This is a genomic window from Amycolatopsis circi (assembly GCF_003385235.1).
Lineage (GTDB): Bacteria > Actinomycetota > Actinomycetes > Mycobacteriales > Pseudonocardiaceae > Amycolatopsis > Amycolatopsis circi.
On sequence record NZ_PQIA01000077.1, the window covers coordinates 17,235 to 30,376 of the forward strand.

Consider the following 13,142-nt stretch of genomic DNA (forward strand, 5'->3'; position numbering starts at 1 on the left):
GCGAGAATGGCGGGATGGCAGCAGAACAGGGCGTCGAATCCGAGACGGACCGGGTCGTCCGGCAGCTCCGGGACGAGATCCTGGACGGGGTGCGCAAGCCGGGCAGCAAGCTCGTCGAACGGGACCTCGCCGCGGACCTGGGCGTGAGCCGCGTTCCGGTGCGGGACGCGCTGAAAGCGCTGGTCGCGGAAGGCCTGGTCACGCCGCGGCCCCGGACGTGGGCGGTGGTGCGGGAGTTCACCGCGAGCGACATCGCGGACCTGCAAGAAGTGCGCGCCGCGCTGGAAGTCCTGACGTTCAAACTCGCGGCGACCCGCCATTCGCGCGCCGGACTGGACCGGCTCCGCGCCGCCCTGGACGAGGAGACGGCCGATGCTTCTGCCGGGGACGCGGTGACGGCGCATCGCGCGGCGGCCGACTTCCACGAGGCCGTGACGGCGATGGCGGGGAACGAGCTGCTCAACGAACTGGAGCTGACGCTGCGCAGCCGGATGCGGTGGTTGCTTGGGCAGCACGAGGACCTGGAGCGGGTGGCGGGGGAACACCGGGAGCTGTACGAGGCGATTGCCCGGCGGGACGTGGACACCGTTGAGGCGCTGCTGATGGAGCACATGGAGAGCGGACGGCATTTGCGCGGGCTGGGGCGCGGCGAAGACTGACCCTGGGCAACTGCCTGCGGGCCGGGAGTTGCCGATTCCCCAGGGGCGCAAAAAGATCGAGCGCTGCTGCGGGTGGGGGCAAGTCATCGCCGCGTGCGGCCAAGAGCCGCGCGCTCCGCGCAGGCGGAGGGCGATCCGACAGCGGGAATCGACGCCGGTCCGGACAGCCAGCGGCGGCCGGTTCGCTCGGCGATGAGCTGGGGCGAGAGCGGCTGCGGAATGCCCACAGCCGGACGGGCCGCGACCGGCCGAACCGAGACCGCCGGGCGGCATCGAGACCTCCGCCCGGCGGGTGCGGTGCTGGCTTCGGCTTCGTCCGGATGAGCTGGTTTCCCGGCTTTTCCGGCCGGAGACACCCTTTTTCGCTCAGTTCGTGTGCGAGATCTCGATGTAGTGCTTGCCGTTCATGGGAATGCACTCGGCACCGTCCACAGTGGGGTCCGGCGGCAATGCACGCAGAGCGTGAACGCAATCGTCCGGGGTTTCGTACGGGCCTTTGTACTCGAGGTGGCTGGCGAACGCGGTGCCGCTGAGCAACAGAGAACCGCCGGTGGCGGCGACGCAGACGGCAGCGGTGGCCCAGAATTTCCGCATGGTCATTTCGAGCGATCCCTCCGGTTGCGGCGATCGTGCTGACCGCCTCATCACCATCCCTACCCTCCTGAATTCGCGCCGAACCAGTCGTTGCCTGTTCGGCTAAAAGGAATTGCTCGAACGGGCATCGGACGCAACCCCTTGCCGGAACGGCAAGTTTCCGTGCCATCGCCGGGCTGGGTGGCGAAACTGGGCCACATGATCACCGCATCCCGGCTGGTGCCTCGCTCTGTCGCGGCGTTTGCTCTGTCCCTCTTGCTCACCCTCGGCACCGTGGGCTGTTCCACCCCTCCCGCCGAGCCCTACGCCGTCGCCACCCAGAACGACCCCGCGTTCGAGGGCGCTTTCCGGCACGAGTTCGCTGACGTCAACGGCGTCCGCATGCACTACGTCACCGGCGGGAGCGGGAGCCCGGTCGTCCTGATCCACGGCTGGCCCCAGACGTGGTACGGCTGGTGGCCGGTCATGCCCGCTCTCGCGAAACACCACACCGTGTACGCGATCGACCTTCCCGGGCTGGGCGACAGCACCGGTTCCCCGAGCGGCTACGACAAAGCCACCCTGGCGCGTTATGTGCACACCCTGGTCGTTGATCGGCTGAAGATCCGGGACGCGGCCGTTGTCGGACATGATTTCGGTGCTGCGGTGGCGTTTCAATACGCGAGCCAATTTCCTGGCGACACCGCTCGTCTAGGCTATTTCGACCTGCCGTTGCCTGGTCCCGCGATCAATGCGGCTACTTACCGGACATTGAGTTGGCATATCGCCTTCCATTCTCAGCGGCGGGTTCCCGAAGCGGTGGTCGGTGACGATGTCCGCGAATACCTGGCGCTGTTCTACCCTCAGGTTTCCTTTGGCGGTACGGCTTTCGGCGGCACCTCGGAGCGGTCTCCGTTCACGGACGCGGAGGTCAACGAGTACGCCCGGACTTACAGCCGTCCCTCGGTCCTGTCCGGTGGGTTTGAGCTTTACCGGGCGCTGGACAAGGACGTCCGCGACACCGTCGCGGCGGCCCCCGTGAAGGTGCCGACGCTGCTCCTGACCGCACAGGGCCAGCTCGACGCGATCCGGGGCACGGTTGCTCCACGGCTGACCGACATCGTCCAGGCCGCGGACGTGCCGCACGCGGGGCATTGGCTGGTGGAGGAGAACCCGCAGTTCGTCACGGGGGAGCTGGAGCGCTTCCTGAACGGCTAGCGGTGCTGCTTGCGGCGGTAGATCAGCAGGGCGACGCCGGATGCGAGGGCGAGGACGCTGATACACCAGGCGAGGGCGGTCCAGATCTCAGTGCCGACTGGCTGTTGGGTCAACAGGTTGCGGATTGCGTTGACGATGGACGTCGTCGGCTGGTGTTCGGCGAAGGCGCGTACGGGTCCGGGCATGGTGCCGGTCGGGACGAAGGCCGAGCTGACGAACGGCAGGAAGATGAGCGGGTAGGAGAACGCGCTCGCGCCGTCGCCTGTCCTCGCGGTCAGGCCGGGGATGACGGCGAGCCAGGTCAGCGCCAGGGTGAACAGGAGCAGGATGCCGGTGACCGCGAGCCAGGCCGGTATTCCTGCTCCCGAACGGAATCCCATCAGCACGGCGACGCCTACGACGACCGCGACCGACACCAGGTTGGCGACCATAGATGTCAGCACGTGTCCCCACAGGACGGCGGACCGGGCGATCGGCATGGACCGGAACCGTTCGAAAATGCCGCTCTGCAGGTCTTGGAACAGCCGGAACGCGGTGTAGGAGATGCCGGAGGCGACGGTGATGAGCAGGATGCCGGGCAGCAGGTAGGTCACGTAGCTGCCGGATCCGTGCTGGATCGCGCCGCCGAAGACGTACACGAACAGCAGCAGGAACGCGATCGGCAGGACTGCGGTGGTGATGACGGTGTCCGGGCTGCGGGCGATGTGACGAAGGGATCGTCCTAACAGGACAGTGGTGTCGCCGAAGAAGTGTTTGGTCATCGGGGGTCCTTGACGATCGCGAAGAAGATGTCTTCGAGTGTCGGCTGTTTCTCGACGTATTCGACCTGCGCGGGCGGAAGCAGCTTCTTGAGTTCGGCGAGGGTGCCGTTCACGACGATCCGGCCTTGGTGCAGGATCGCGATCCGGTCGGCGAGCTGTTCGGCTTCGTCGAGGTACTGGGTCGTGAGCAGCACGGTCGTGCCGTGCTCGGCGAGTTTCTTGACGGCTTGCCAGACTTCGGCGCGTGCCTGCGGGTCGAGGCCGGTGGTCGGCTCGTCGAGGAAGACGACCGGCGGGCTCCCGATCAGGCTCATCGCGAGGTCGAGGCGGCGGCGCATGCCTCCCGAATACGTCGACGCCCTCCGCGCGGCCGCGTCCCGCAAGGAGAAACGGGTCAACAGGTCGTCCGCGATCCGGCCCGGGTTCTCGAGGTGCCGCAACCGGGCGACGAGCAAGAGGTTCTCCCGGCCGGTGAGGATTTCGTCCACCGCGGCGAACTGCCCGGTGAGGCTGACGGATTCCCGCACGTGCGCCGATTGCGCGGCGACGTCGAATCCGTTGACGACGGCCGTGCCCGCGTCGGCTTTGAGCAGTGTGGCCAGGATGCGCACGACGGTTGTCTTGCCCGCTCCGTTCGCACCGAGCAGAGCGAAGATGCTGGCCCGCGCCACGGCGAAATCCACGCCGCGCAGCACGCGCACCGTTTTGTACGATTTTTCCAGGCCTCGCACCCGGATCGCCGGTTCGGAGGTCGTGGGCATCGGAGTTTTCCTTCCCGCGTACGGATGAACGACCCGAACCTATCGGCGGACTTCCGTGCCGGGGAAACTTCGCAACTCGCCGCGTTGAGATATCTCTGCAGGTCAAGCTCGGCTTGTCGGTGCATCAGGACTAGGGTTATTGCAACGAGGAGGTCTGAGATGCCTGGGTCCCGGCTCACTCGCCGCGACCGGCGGGCCATCGCCGCCGGTCTGGCCGACGGGCTCGGCTACGCCGAGATCGCGCGCCGGCTGGCCCGGCCGACCTCCACGGTGAGCCGCGAGGTCACGCGCAACGGCGGCCGCGCCGGGTACGCGCCGGACGCGGCCCACCAAGCCGCGAAACGCCGCGCGCACCATCGCAAACCCGGTGCGGTCCTGAGCCGTCGCGCGGAAACCGCTGTCGAGCAGCAGTTGGCCGCCACGTTGATCGGCACCGGAGTGCCCAGCATGGCCGGGAGAGTGCTCGCCGCGCTGCTCGTGACGGATGACGCCGGGATGAGCGCCGCGGAGCTGGTTCAGCACCTGCGGGTAAGCCCGGCGTCGATCTCCAAAACGGTCCGGTATCTCGAAGGCGAGGGCTTGCTCTGCCGAGAGCGGACCGGGAAAAGCCGAGCGGAACGGTACGAGGTCGGCCCCGATGCGTGGTTCCAGGCGTTCCTTGCCAGCGCGCAGCGGAATCATCAGCTCGCCGACGCCGCGCGTCGCGGATCCGCCCGCCTCGGCCGGTCGACTCCGGCTGGTGCACGGCTTCACGCATTGAGCCGGTTTCATCAGCAGCTTACGGACGACATCGTCGAGCGGGCTCGCCATTGGCGGTCGGTGCTTGCGGAGTCGTCCGACGTTACCCGCCGGAGCTGACTTGGTGCGGCCTCAGCCGGTCCGGTTCTGGCGCGTGATGCGTTCCAGCCTTGGCCGGACGGCTTCGGACAGGTGCCCGTTTTTACTCGCCGGGCGGGCGCCAGCAGTTCACAGCTGACATCGTCGAGACCTCAATGTGCCCAGCCCTGTCGGATGATCCCTTCCAGCGCGTCCAGATGTTGTCGGGCTTCCTGCGCGGCCTCCGCCTCGGCGGTGTCGAACAACCGCTCCAGTTCCAGGAGCGCCGCGTGCGCCCTCTGCTCTGGCGACACCGAATCGTCCGAGCCCGCCCACGACTCGCTCCACTGGCCAGGCCCCTCCCGGCTCACTGCGGATCGGAAGATCAGCTCCTCCACCGTGTCCACGGACAGTTCGAGCTGGGCCGACCAGGACGTCAGCAACCCGACGTACGTTTCGTAAACCTCGGGCCTCCATCCGTCGATCAGCAGGCGCACGCCGGTGTGCGTCGCCACCCAGCGGCGGACCACGGCGTCCAGGATCGGGGCGCTGTCCTGGGATTGGGCGGCCGTGACAAACCGGAGGTACTTCGTGCCGAAAGCCACCTCCAGGTAGCGCAGCGGCTCGCCGGCCAGGTCGCGGAACGCCGCCAAGCCACCTTGGTCGCGCGCGACGGCAGCCACCTTAGCCAGTCGATCGAGCGCATCCGGATTCTCGGTCAGCACCCGGGAGGTGCGCCAAGGGCCGTAGCCGACACGTCCGTAGCCCCAGATCATCGCGGCCAGGAACGCTCGTTCGGCACCTTCCGAGGTCACCGCGTGTGCTGCGTGGAGTGTGGCTTCGGCGCGGTCGATGCGCTCGGGCAGGGCGTCCAGGAACGCGTGGTGGCTTGGGAAATGCCGCCGCCACGGGTCGCGGGACCAGCGAATCGGCGGCTGTTCCGGCTTGCCCTGGTCTTGCCAGCGCTGGACTGTGGCAGTCAACGCGGCCGGAATTGGTATCTCACCTGGAGTGGTTGTCATCTCTCGCCCTCCGTACCTAGATAACTGTGGTACTACACGGCGATCCATCTGATCACTGGACCTCCATCGCGGTGCCGGACGAAACTCAAACAGAGGGCTTGGAACAGTGCTGATCCAAGCCTCGGCGCTCGGGTGAAAGCGCGGGCACCTCCGCCGATCAGGTCTAGACATCCGATGGATGCCCGACTTACGCTCCCCGCCGTCACCGTTCGGTCACGGATCCGACAGGAGGACCTATGGTGTCGATACCCGCGAGCCTGGCGCTGGCCGCGGTACTGGCGGCCGGGGGAACGGCTGCTCCCGCCGAAGCGGAGACCGCCGGCTGCCACGGGCCGATCCGTCCGGCGGCGATTCAGGCTGTGCAGTCGTGCGACGGCATGGACCGTGTTCTCGCCAAAGCGGCCGCGACCGTCCCGCGTCCCGGGCAGGTCGCTTGGCAGCAGCGGCCGGTCACCGCGTTCACGCACTTCGGCATGAATACCTTCACCGACCGGGAATGGGGCTCGGGCGCGGAAAAGGAGTCGACGTTCGCGCCTGCCGCGGTCGACACCGACCAGTGGATGCGGTCGATGAAGGCAGCCGGCGTCACGCAGGTGATGCTGACCGCGAAGCACCACGACGGGTTCGTCCTCTATCCGACGCGCTACACGAACCACTCCGTCGTCGCGAGTCCGTGGTGGGTCACGCCGGGGTGCGCCGACGACGCGGTGGCGAAGGCTCGTGCGGGGGCGCAGGACAGCCGGACGCAGGATCCGTCCGCGTATTGGCAGGTGCGGTCCGCCGGGTGCGCGAATCCGCGCGGTGACATCCTGCGCGACTACGTCGATTCCGCCCGGAAGGCCGGGTTGAAGGTCGGCGTGTACCTGTCGCCCGCGGACGGTGCGGAGTTGCCCGCGCAGTTCTTCGCGGACCAGGTGAAGCGGGTCGAGGCGAAAGTGGCCGCGGGGCAGCCGTTGAGCATCGAGGAGCAGGCGACCTACGACGACCGGGCGAACACGCCTGCCGGTCAGGGTCGATACGGCACCGGCAGCGCGGTGAAGGCCCGCACGATTCCGTCGCTGGTCCCGAATGACGACCGGGCGGCCGCGCTCGCTGCCGGAAAGTTGCCGAAATTCACCGTCAGCGAGGACGATTACAATACCTACTACCTGAACCAGATATACGAGTTGTTCACGCAGTACGGCCCCATCGACGAGCTGTGGCTGGACGGGGCGAATCCCTGGCGGGGCAACGGAATCAGCGAGGACTACGACTTCACGACCTGGTTCCGGATGATTCACGCGCTGTCGCCGGACACGGTCACGTTCGCCGGGCCGGCGGGCGTGCGCTGGGTCGGCAACGAGAAAGGCCAGGCCCGCCAGACGGAGTGGAGTTCTCTGCCGACGACCGGCGATCCGAACACCGCGCACAACGAAGAGCTGTTCGTCGGCGGCGCGGAGGGTGCCGACCTCGGGTCGCGGCAGGTGCTCGCCGACCCGTCCGTGCGGTACCTGGAATGGGCACCGGCCGAAGCTGATGTATCAATCCGGCCTGGTTGGTTCTACCACCCGGACGAACAGCCGAAAACGCCCGCACAGCTTGTCGACCTGTACCGGGCCTCGGTGGGACGCAACGCCTCGTTGCTGCTGAACGTTCCGCCCGGGCCCGACGGCCGGGTCGCTCCGGCGGATAGCGCGGCGTTGTCGTCCTTCGGGCAGGCCGTTGCCAGGACGCAGGCGCAGAACCTCGCCGCCGGTGCGCGCGGGTTGGACGCGGTCACGGATTCGACGCTCACCACGTCGTGGTCGCCGCCGCACGGTGCGCTTGCCGGGACGATGGATGCCGTGCTGCCCAAGGCGGTCACCTTCGATCAGCTCCGGCTGGGGGAGGACATCACTCGCGGCCAGCACGTCGAAGGCGCGACCGTACAGGCCGAAGTGGACGGTGCCTGGCGCACGATCGCGACCGTCACCACGATCGGCGCCAACCGTCTCGTCACCCTCCCGTCGCCGATCACCGCGCGCCACCTGCGCGTCGTCGTCACGCAGTCGCGGGCGACGCCGTACCTGGCTACCTTCGCGTTGTACCGCACTGTTCCCGCCGCCTGAAAGGAAGTCATGCCTCTACGCCGCAGAGCTTGGCTCGCCGCTGTCGTCGCGACGAGTGCCCTCACGATCGTCCAACCGGCTGCTGCCAAACCGGGTTCGGTACCGGTCGTTTCTCCGACACCGCAACAGATCAACCGCGACGCTGCCGACGTTTCGTTGCCGTATTCGGTCGTGCTCGTCACAGACGGCACCACTGACGGCCCGGCCAAGGACCTGCTGATTTCCCTGCTGAAACAGCACGGGGTCAAGAAGATCAGCACCGGCCCGCAGCGCGGATTTGTCGTCCGGCTGGGCAGCGGTGGAGATGCGCCGACGCAAGCGGAGGGCTATTCGCTCGCCGTGCGGCGTGACGGGGTGACGATCAACGGCCGTGACGGTGCTGGGCAATACTACGGCGTACAGACACTGCGGCAGCTATTTGTCCGAAATGGACACAGCTGGGCGGTGAGCGGTGTCGCGGTGCGAGACTGGCCGAACATGGCACTGCGCGGGTCGATCGAAGGCTTCTACGGTCCACCGTGGACGAACGACGACCGCGTCCGGCAGATCAAGTTCCTCGGCGAGACCAAGGCGAATACGTACATCTACAGCGCGAAAGACGACGCGTATCTGCGCGCGCAGTGGCGGGATCCGTATCCGCAGCAGGAGTTGGACGCGCTCGGCCAGCTTGTCCGCACGGCGAACGCGAACCACGTCGACTTCACCTATGCGTTGTCGCCTGGCGTCTCGATCTGCTTCTCGTCGCCGCAGGACATCGCGGCGGTGAAAGCGAAGTTCCAGGCTGTGTATGACCTCGGCGTGCGGTCGTTCTCACTGCCCTTCGACGACATCTCGTACACCAAGTGGAACTGCGCTGGCGACCAGGCGGCGTTCGGAGCGCCCGGCCAGGCCGCCGCAGGCAAGGCTCAGGTCTCGCTGCTCAACGAGATCACCAAGAACTTCGTCAAGAACCACGATGACGTCCGTCCTTTGCAGACAGTTCCGACGGAGTACAGCGACCTCAAGGATTCGCCGTACAAGACGCAGCTGCGGGAGAACCTCGATCCGTCCGTGGTCGTGCAATGGACCGGCACCGCGGTGGTGCCGCCGAGCGTGACGAACGACGAAGCGCAGCAGGTGTCCACAGTGTATGGACGGAAAGTGTTCCTCTGGGACAACTATCCGGTCAACGACTACGAGCAGTCCGCCGGACGGCTTCTGCTCGCGCCGTATGCGCATCGCGAAGCGGGATTGTCGAAGTATCTCAACGGGATCGTCTCGAATCCGATGAACCAGGAAGCGGCCAGCGAGGTCGCCGAGTTCGGTGTCGCCGACTTCTCCTGGAACGACGCGGGCTACTCGCCGGACCGGTCGTGGCCGCAGGCGTTGGCTCGACTCGCGGGAGGTGACCAGCGTGCGACGGCGGCGCTGAAGGTGTTCGCGGATCTCGAACACCTGGCACCTGTCTTCGGACCGACGCCGTGGCAGCCGCAAGCACCGGTCCTCGCGGCCAAGGTGGCCGATTTCTGGCAACACTGGAACGCTGGCGATCATCGTTCGCTGGGCGAACTACGTTCGTACGCCGAACAGATTCGCAACGCTCCCACGGTAATCCGGGGCGGACAGGTGCAGAGCGCGTTCGTCAGCGAGGCGGGCCCGTGGCTGGACGCGACCGCACTGTGGGGCGACGCGATGGTCACCAGGCTGGACGCCCTCGCCGCCGCGACGCGCGGGGACGACGCCAAAGCCGAGCAACTGACGACCGCCGCGGACGCGCTCGTCAAGCGCGCGGAGGCGGTCAAGACGGGCAACAACAACCGGTGGGGTGTGCGACAAGCACTAGTCGGCGACGGCGTGCTCGACGCGTTCCTCGTCCAGGCACGCGCGGCGACGGTCGGCTGAGCGGGGGAGTGATGGACGTGAGCAGGAGGAGCTTTCTCGGCGGCGCGGCCGCGGTCGCCGCGAGCACGGTATTCGCCGGACCGGCGGGTGCGGCCGGACGTCGCGGGCTGAGCGTGTCCGGCGATCATTTCCTGTTGGACGGCAAGCCGTTCCAGATCGTTTCCGGCGCGATCCACTACTTCCGGTTGCGCCCGGACCAGTGGCACGATCGCCTGTCGCGGCTCAAAGCACTGGGCCTCAACACCGTCGAGACCTATGTGGCCTGGAATTTCCACCAGCCGGCGCCGGGCCGAGCCGATTTCCGCGGCGATCGCGATCTCGCGGCGTTCATCCGGCTGGCCGGGGAACTCGGCTTCCAGGTCATCGTGCGCCCGAGTCCGTACATCTGCGCGGAATGGGAATTCGGCGGTCTGCCCGCCTGGCTGCTCGCGGACCGGAACATGGAATTGCGCTGCGCCGATCCGGCCTACCTCAAGGCGGTCGACGCGTGGTACGACCAGCTGATTCCGCAGCTAGCCCCGCTGGAAGCACAGCACGGCGGGCCGATCGTGGCTGTGCAGATCGAAAACGAGTACGGCAGCTACGGCAATGACACGAGCTATCTGGCGCATCTGCGGGACAGTCTGCGGTCGCGCGGAATAACGAGCCTTCTTTTCGTCGCCGACGGTGCTTCCGAATTCTTCATGCGCTTCGGTGAACTGCCGGGCACCCTGGAAGTCGGAACCGGCGACGGCGATCCGGCTCCGAGCATCGCCGCGCTGAAAGCCTTCCGTCCCGGAGCCCCGGTGATGATGGCCGAATACTGGGACGGCTGGTTCGACCACTGGGGCGAACCGCACCACACCACCGATGCCCGGCAAACCGCCGCCCACATCGACCAGCTGCTGGCGACGGGTGCGTCGGTGAACCTGTACATGGCCTGCGGCGGCACCAACTACGGCTTCTCTGCCGGCGCCAACACCTCCGGTCTGCAATACCAACCGACCGTGACCAGCTACGACTACGATTCCCCGGTCGGCGAGGCAGGCGACGTCGGCGCGAAGTTCGCCGCGCTGCAAGCTGTGATCACCAAATACACCAAGCAACCAGTCGTCCCGCCACCCGCTCGCTCGCCTCGTCTTGCGGCGCAATCGGTTATGCCCGCTGGTTCGGTGTCCCTTTTGGACTCTCTGCCCGAACTGTCCACAGTGGTCCGCTCGGCGCAACCGGTCTCCATGGAACGGCTGGGCCAGTCGACCGGGCTGATCCACTACCGCACGACCGTGCAGGGCCCGCATTCCGGCCCGCTGGGCATTCACGGCCTGGCGGACCGGGCGCTGGTGTTCGTCGACGGTGTGCAACTGGGCGTGCTGGACCGGAACCATCCGGACGCGACGCTGGACCTGAAATTGGAGAAACCGCGGACGCGACTGGACATCCTGGTCGACACCGGCGGCCGGGTGAACTACGGGCCGTACCTGGCGGATCGCAAGGGCATCGACGGCTGGGTAGCGATGAACACGCAGCAGAAACTGTTCGGCTGGGAGATCCGCCCGCTGCCGCTGGACGACTTGTCCCGCCTGCGGTTCTCCTCGGGCTCGCCCGGCCCCGGCCCGGCGTTCCACCGCGCGACCGCCGTGGTCGCCGATCCCGCGGACGGTTTCGTCGCCCTGCCCGGCTGGGAGAAGGGCGTTGTGTGGCTGAACGGCTTCAACCTGGGCCGGTACTGGAAAGTCGGGCCGCAGAAGACACTGTACGCGCCGAAGTCGTTGTGGCGGAAGGGGAAGAACGAATTGGTGGTGCTGGAGCTGCATCAACCGGGGTCGGCGATCGAAATCCGTCCGGAGGCAGACCTGGGCTGACGGAGAGCCGCCGTCACGGCCGATAGTCGAGGATGGCCGCCTGATAACCGAACGAGGCAAGCTTCTTCGGAGTGCCGCCGGTGATCGGGACGGTGTAAAGAGCTGATCCGGTGTCGGTTCTGCCGAGGAAGGCGAGCGTGGTTCCGTCCGGTGAAGGCGTCGCGTCACCCATCTCGAGTTTGTCGTTCTCGAACAGCAACGTCGGCTTCACCGTCCCGGCGGTCACGTCGAGGCGGTAGAGCTGCTTGTCCGCGTGCCCGATCAGGGTGGTGTCGGTGACAAAGGCGTCGACGCGAACCTGGTCGGCGACGTCGCCGGTGATCGGGATTCCGCCGTCGGTGGAGTTGTCGTAGTCGCTGAGGTGTTCGGGGGCCGCCAGGACGAGCCCGGGACGCGGGGTGACCAGCGCGCCGAGGGTGCCGGCGCGGTTGACAGTGCGGTGCACGGTCAGCACGGGTGCGGCGCTGTCGGCCAGATCGGCTTTCGCTTTGCCCGGGCCGCCCAGCTCCTGGGCGGTCAGCCCTTCCGCGCCGAACTTCTTCGCGAGCGCGGACTCGTCCCGGGAATTCCGGCCGTCGGGCTCGACGGACGTCAGCGTCGAGACGCTCTTGGTGGTGTGCCAGAAATAGATGCGGTTGCCGGCGGCGTGGTAGTTCGGGTACTCGTCGGATTCGGTGACGAGATCGTCCGCGGCCGCGGTGGGGGACAGCTGCGTGTACCTGCCGCTCGCGTCCAGCCATCCCATGCTGGTGTTCTGGCTCGCCGGGTCCGGCCGGGTAGCCAGGATGCGGGTGAAGTCGCGGTCGAACGCGTTTCGTTGTGCGGTGCCGTGCTCCGCGGAGATATCGGGCATGAGCGTGAGGCTCGAACAGGACGTCCGCGGCGACGGCCCTGGCGTTCCCGGCACCGCCAGGGAAAAGGCGGAGCGCGCGGAGACCTCTCCGGTGGCCGGTCGGTAGCCGGCGACCGTCAGGGTCGCGCCCGAACTGGTGGCCTCGCCGCAACTGGCGACCACGATCCCCGACGCAACGCCGGGCGCGGCTGGTTTCGGGGTCGTCGACGAAATTTCCGGCGATCGGGCGGCCGCGCTCGCAGCGGGTTGCGGGGCTGTCGGGGGAGTTCCGGAACAACCGGCTAGAGCGGCGAGGAAGACCGCCGAGATCAGGGCTGGCGCGCTGCGTCGTCTCTGTGTCATTGCTTCGCCTTTCCGCCCGGAACGTTCCCGCCGCGACCGGAGTCGGGGATCGAGGACGCGGTGTTACGCGGTCCATCGCCATTAGGCTGTTCAGGTGGCAGCCCCGTTACGCTGACGACGCCCGCAACTGCGGCACCATCGTGTCGGCGACGAACGTTTCGATGCTCGTCGGAGTGGTAGTTCGAGCCGAACGCGGCAGCAGCATCGCCGTGTGTCCTGAATGGATCGCGTGCACGACCTCGACCATGAGTCCGACGACGTTCTCTGACACTCCGGCACGGCGTTGCTCCGCGACGAATTCTTCGATCGATTGCCGCACTTACTGCAG

Annotated in this window: 12 protein-coding genes; 6 read left to right on the forward strand and 6 right to left on the reverse strand. The window is 67.2% G+C overall.

The features are described 5' to 3' along the window. The first annotated feature begins 14 nt into the window (after positions 1-14). Positions 15-659 (forward strand): GntR family transcriptional regulator, encoded by a 645-nt coding sequence (locus D0D37_RS28295; RefSeq protein WP_116203633.1) that lies wholly within the window; start codon positions 15-17, stop codon positions 657-659. Positions 660-1,025: 366 nt separating this feature from the next. Here D0D37_RS28295 and D0D37_RS28300 read toward each other — a convergent pair whose 3' ends face one another. Continuing rightward, the gene (locus tag D0D37_RS28300) at positions 1,026-1,259 is read right to left on the reverse strand and encodes a hypothetical protein (protein ID WP_244223705.1); all 234 of its coding nucleotides are present in this window, start codon (positions 1,257-1,259) and stop codon (positions 1,026-1,028) included. A 192-nt stretch (positions 1,260-1,451) separates the two neighbouring features. On the opposite strand from D0D37_RS28300, the gene D0D37_RS28305 reads away from it, so the two are divergent. Next, a complete protein-coding gene (locus tag D0D37_RS28305) occupies positions 1,452-2,450 on the forward strand; it encodes an alpha/beta fold hydrolase (protein WP_116203657.1) in 999 nt (332 codons plus the stop codon). Here D0D37_RS28305 and D0D37_RS28310 read toward each other — a convergent pair. Together D0D37_RS28310 and D0D37_RS28315 are read right to left on the reverse strand one after the other, a co-directional pair. Continuing rightward, positions 2,447-3,211, reverse strand: coding sequence for an ABC transporter permease (locus D0D37_RS28310; protein WP_116203634.1), 765 nt, complete (start codon positions 3,209-3,211; stop codon positions 2,447-2,449). The genes D0D37_RS28305 and D0D37_RS28310 overlap by 4 nt on opposite strands. Beyond that, positions 3,208-3,972, reverse strand: a complete 765-nt coding sequence (locus D0D37_RS28315) for an ABC transporter ATP-binding protein (RefSeq protein ID WP_116203635.1) — start codon at positions 3,970-3,972, stop codon at positions 3,208-3,210. The genes D0D37_RS28310 and D0D37_RS28315 overlap by 4 nt, the downstream gene beginning before the upstream one ends. Before the next feature lie 159 nt (positions 3,973-4,131). On the opposite strand from D0D37_RS28315, the gene D0D37_RS28320 reads away from it, so the two are divergent. Next, positions 4,132-4,830: a GbsR/MarR family transcriptional regulator gene (locus D0D37_RS28320; protein ID WP_116203636.1), complete on the forward strand. Its 699-nt coding sequence runs from the start codon at positions 4,132-4,134 to the stop codon at positions 4,828-4,830. A gap of 131 nt (positions 4,831-4,961) precedes the next feature. On the opposite strand, the gene D0D37_RS28325 is transcribed toward D0D37_RS28320, so the two are convergent. Further along, positions 4,962-5,810, reverse strand: coding sequence for an 8-oxoguanine DNA glycosylase OGG fold protein (locus D0D37_RS28325; RefSeq protein ID WP_162834514.1), 849 nt, complete (start codon positions 5,808-5,810; stop codon positions 4,962-4,964). Between the two features lie 236 nt (positions 5,811-6,046). On the opposite strand from D0D37_RS28325, the gene D0D37_RS28330 reads away from it, so the two are divergent. The 3 genes from D0D37_RS28330 to D0D37_RS28340 are packed head-to-tail and all read left to right on the forward strand — an operon-like array spanning position 6,047 to position 11,619. Further along, positions 6,047-7,897, forward strand: coding sequence for an alpha-L-fucosidase (locus D0D37_RS28330; protein WP_208720177.1), 1,851 nt, complete (start codon positions 6,047-6,049; stop codon positions 7,895-7,897). 9 nt (positions 7,898-7,906) lie between these two features. Next, a complete protein-coding gene (locus tag D0D37_RS28335) occupies positions 7,907-9,778 on the forward strand; it encodes a glycoside hydrolase family 84 protein (protein ID WP_116203638.1) in 1,872 nt (623 codons plus the stop codon). 11 nt (positions 9,779-9,789) lie between these two features. Further along, a complete protein-coding gene (locus D0D37_RS28340; RefSeq protein WP_208720178.1) occupies positions 9,790-11,619 on the forward strand; it encodes a beta-galactosidase in 1,830 nt (609 codons plus the stop codon). Positions 11,620-11,632: 13 nt separating this feature from the next. Here the strand turns inward: D0D37_RS28340 and D0D37_RS28345 are convergent, their stop codons facing one another. Both D0D37_RS28345 and D0D37_RS28350 read right to left on the reverse strand, forming a co-directional pair. Next, positions 11,633-12,472: a TolB-like translocation protein gene (locus tag D0D37_RS28345; RefSeq protein ID WP_162834515.1), complete on the reverse strand. Its 840-nt coding sequence runs from the start codon at positions 12,470-12,472 to the stop codon at positions 11,633-11,635. A gap of 448 nt (positions 12,473-12,920) precedes the next feature. Beyond that, on the reverse strand, positions 12,921-13,133 hold the full coding sequence (locus D0D37_RS28350) for a hypothetical protein (protein ID WP_116203640.1): 213 nt from the start codon (positions 13,131-13,133) through the stop codon (positions 12,921-12,923). Positions 13,134-13,142 lie beyond the last annotated feature (9 nt).

Excerpts from the sequence above, each read along its gene's own strand:
- D0D37_RS28295 (WP_116203633.1), top strand. The coding sequence starts at position 15 with ATGGCAGCAGAACAGGGCGTCGAATCCGAGACGGACCGGGTCGTCCGG.
- D0D37_RS28300 (WP_244223705.1), bottom strand. The coding sequence starts at position 1,259 with ATGACCATGCGGAAATTCTGGGCCACCGCTGCCGTCTGCGTCGCCGCC.
- D0D37_RS28305 (WP_116203657.1), top strand. The coding sequence starts at position 1,452 with ATGATCACCGCATCCCGGCTGGTGCCTCGCTCTGTCGCGGCGTTTGCT.
- D0D37_RS28310 (WP_116203634.1), bottom strand. The coding sequence starts at position 3,211 with ATGACCAAACACTTCTTCGGCGACACCACTGTCCTGTTAGGACGATCC.
- D0D37_RS28315 (WP_116203635.1), bottom strand. The coding sequence starts at position 3,972 with ATGCCCACGACCTCCGAACCGGCGATCCGGGTGCGAGGCCTGGAAAAA.
- D0D37_RS28320 (WP_116203636.1), top strand. The coding sequence starts at position 4,132 with ATGCCTGGGTCCCGGCTCACTCGCCGCGACCGGCGGGCCATCGCCGCC.
- D0D37_RS28325 (WP_162834514.1), bottom strand. The coding sequence starts at position 5,810 with ATGACAACCACTCCAGGTGAGATACCAATTCCGGCCGCGTTGACTGCC.
- D0D37_RS28330 (WP_208720177.1), top strand. The coding sequence starts at position 6,047 with ATGGTGTCGATACCCGCGAGCCTGGCGCTGGCCGCGGTACTGGCGGCC.
- D0D37_RS28335 (WP_116203638.1), top strand. The coding sequence starts at position 7,907 with ATGCCTCTACGCCGCAGAGCTTGGCTCGCCGCTGTCGTCGCGACGAGT.
- D0D37_RS28340 (WP_208720178.1), top strand. The coding sequence starts at position 9,790 with ATGGACGTGAGCAGGAGGAGCTTTCTCGGCGGCGCGGCCGCGGTCGCC.
- D0D37_RS28345 (WP_162834515.1), bottom strand. The coding sequence starts at position 12,472 with ATGCCCGATATCTCCGCGGAGCACGGCACCGCACAACGAAACGCGTTC.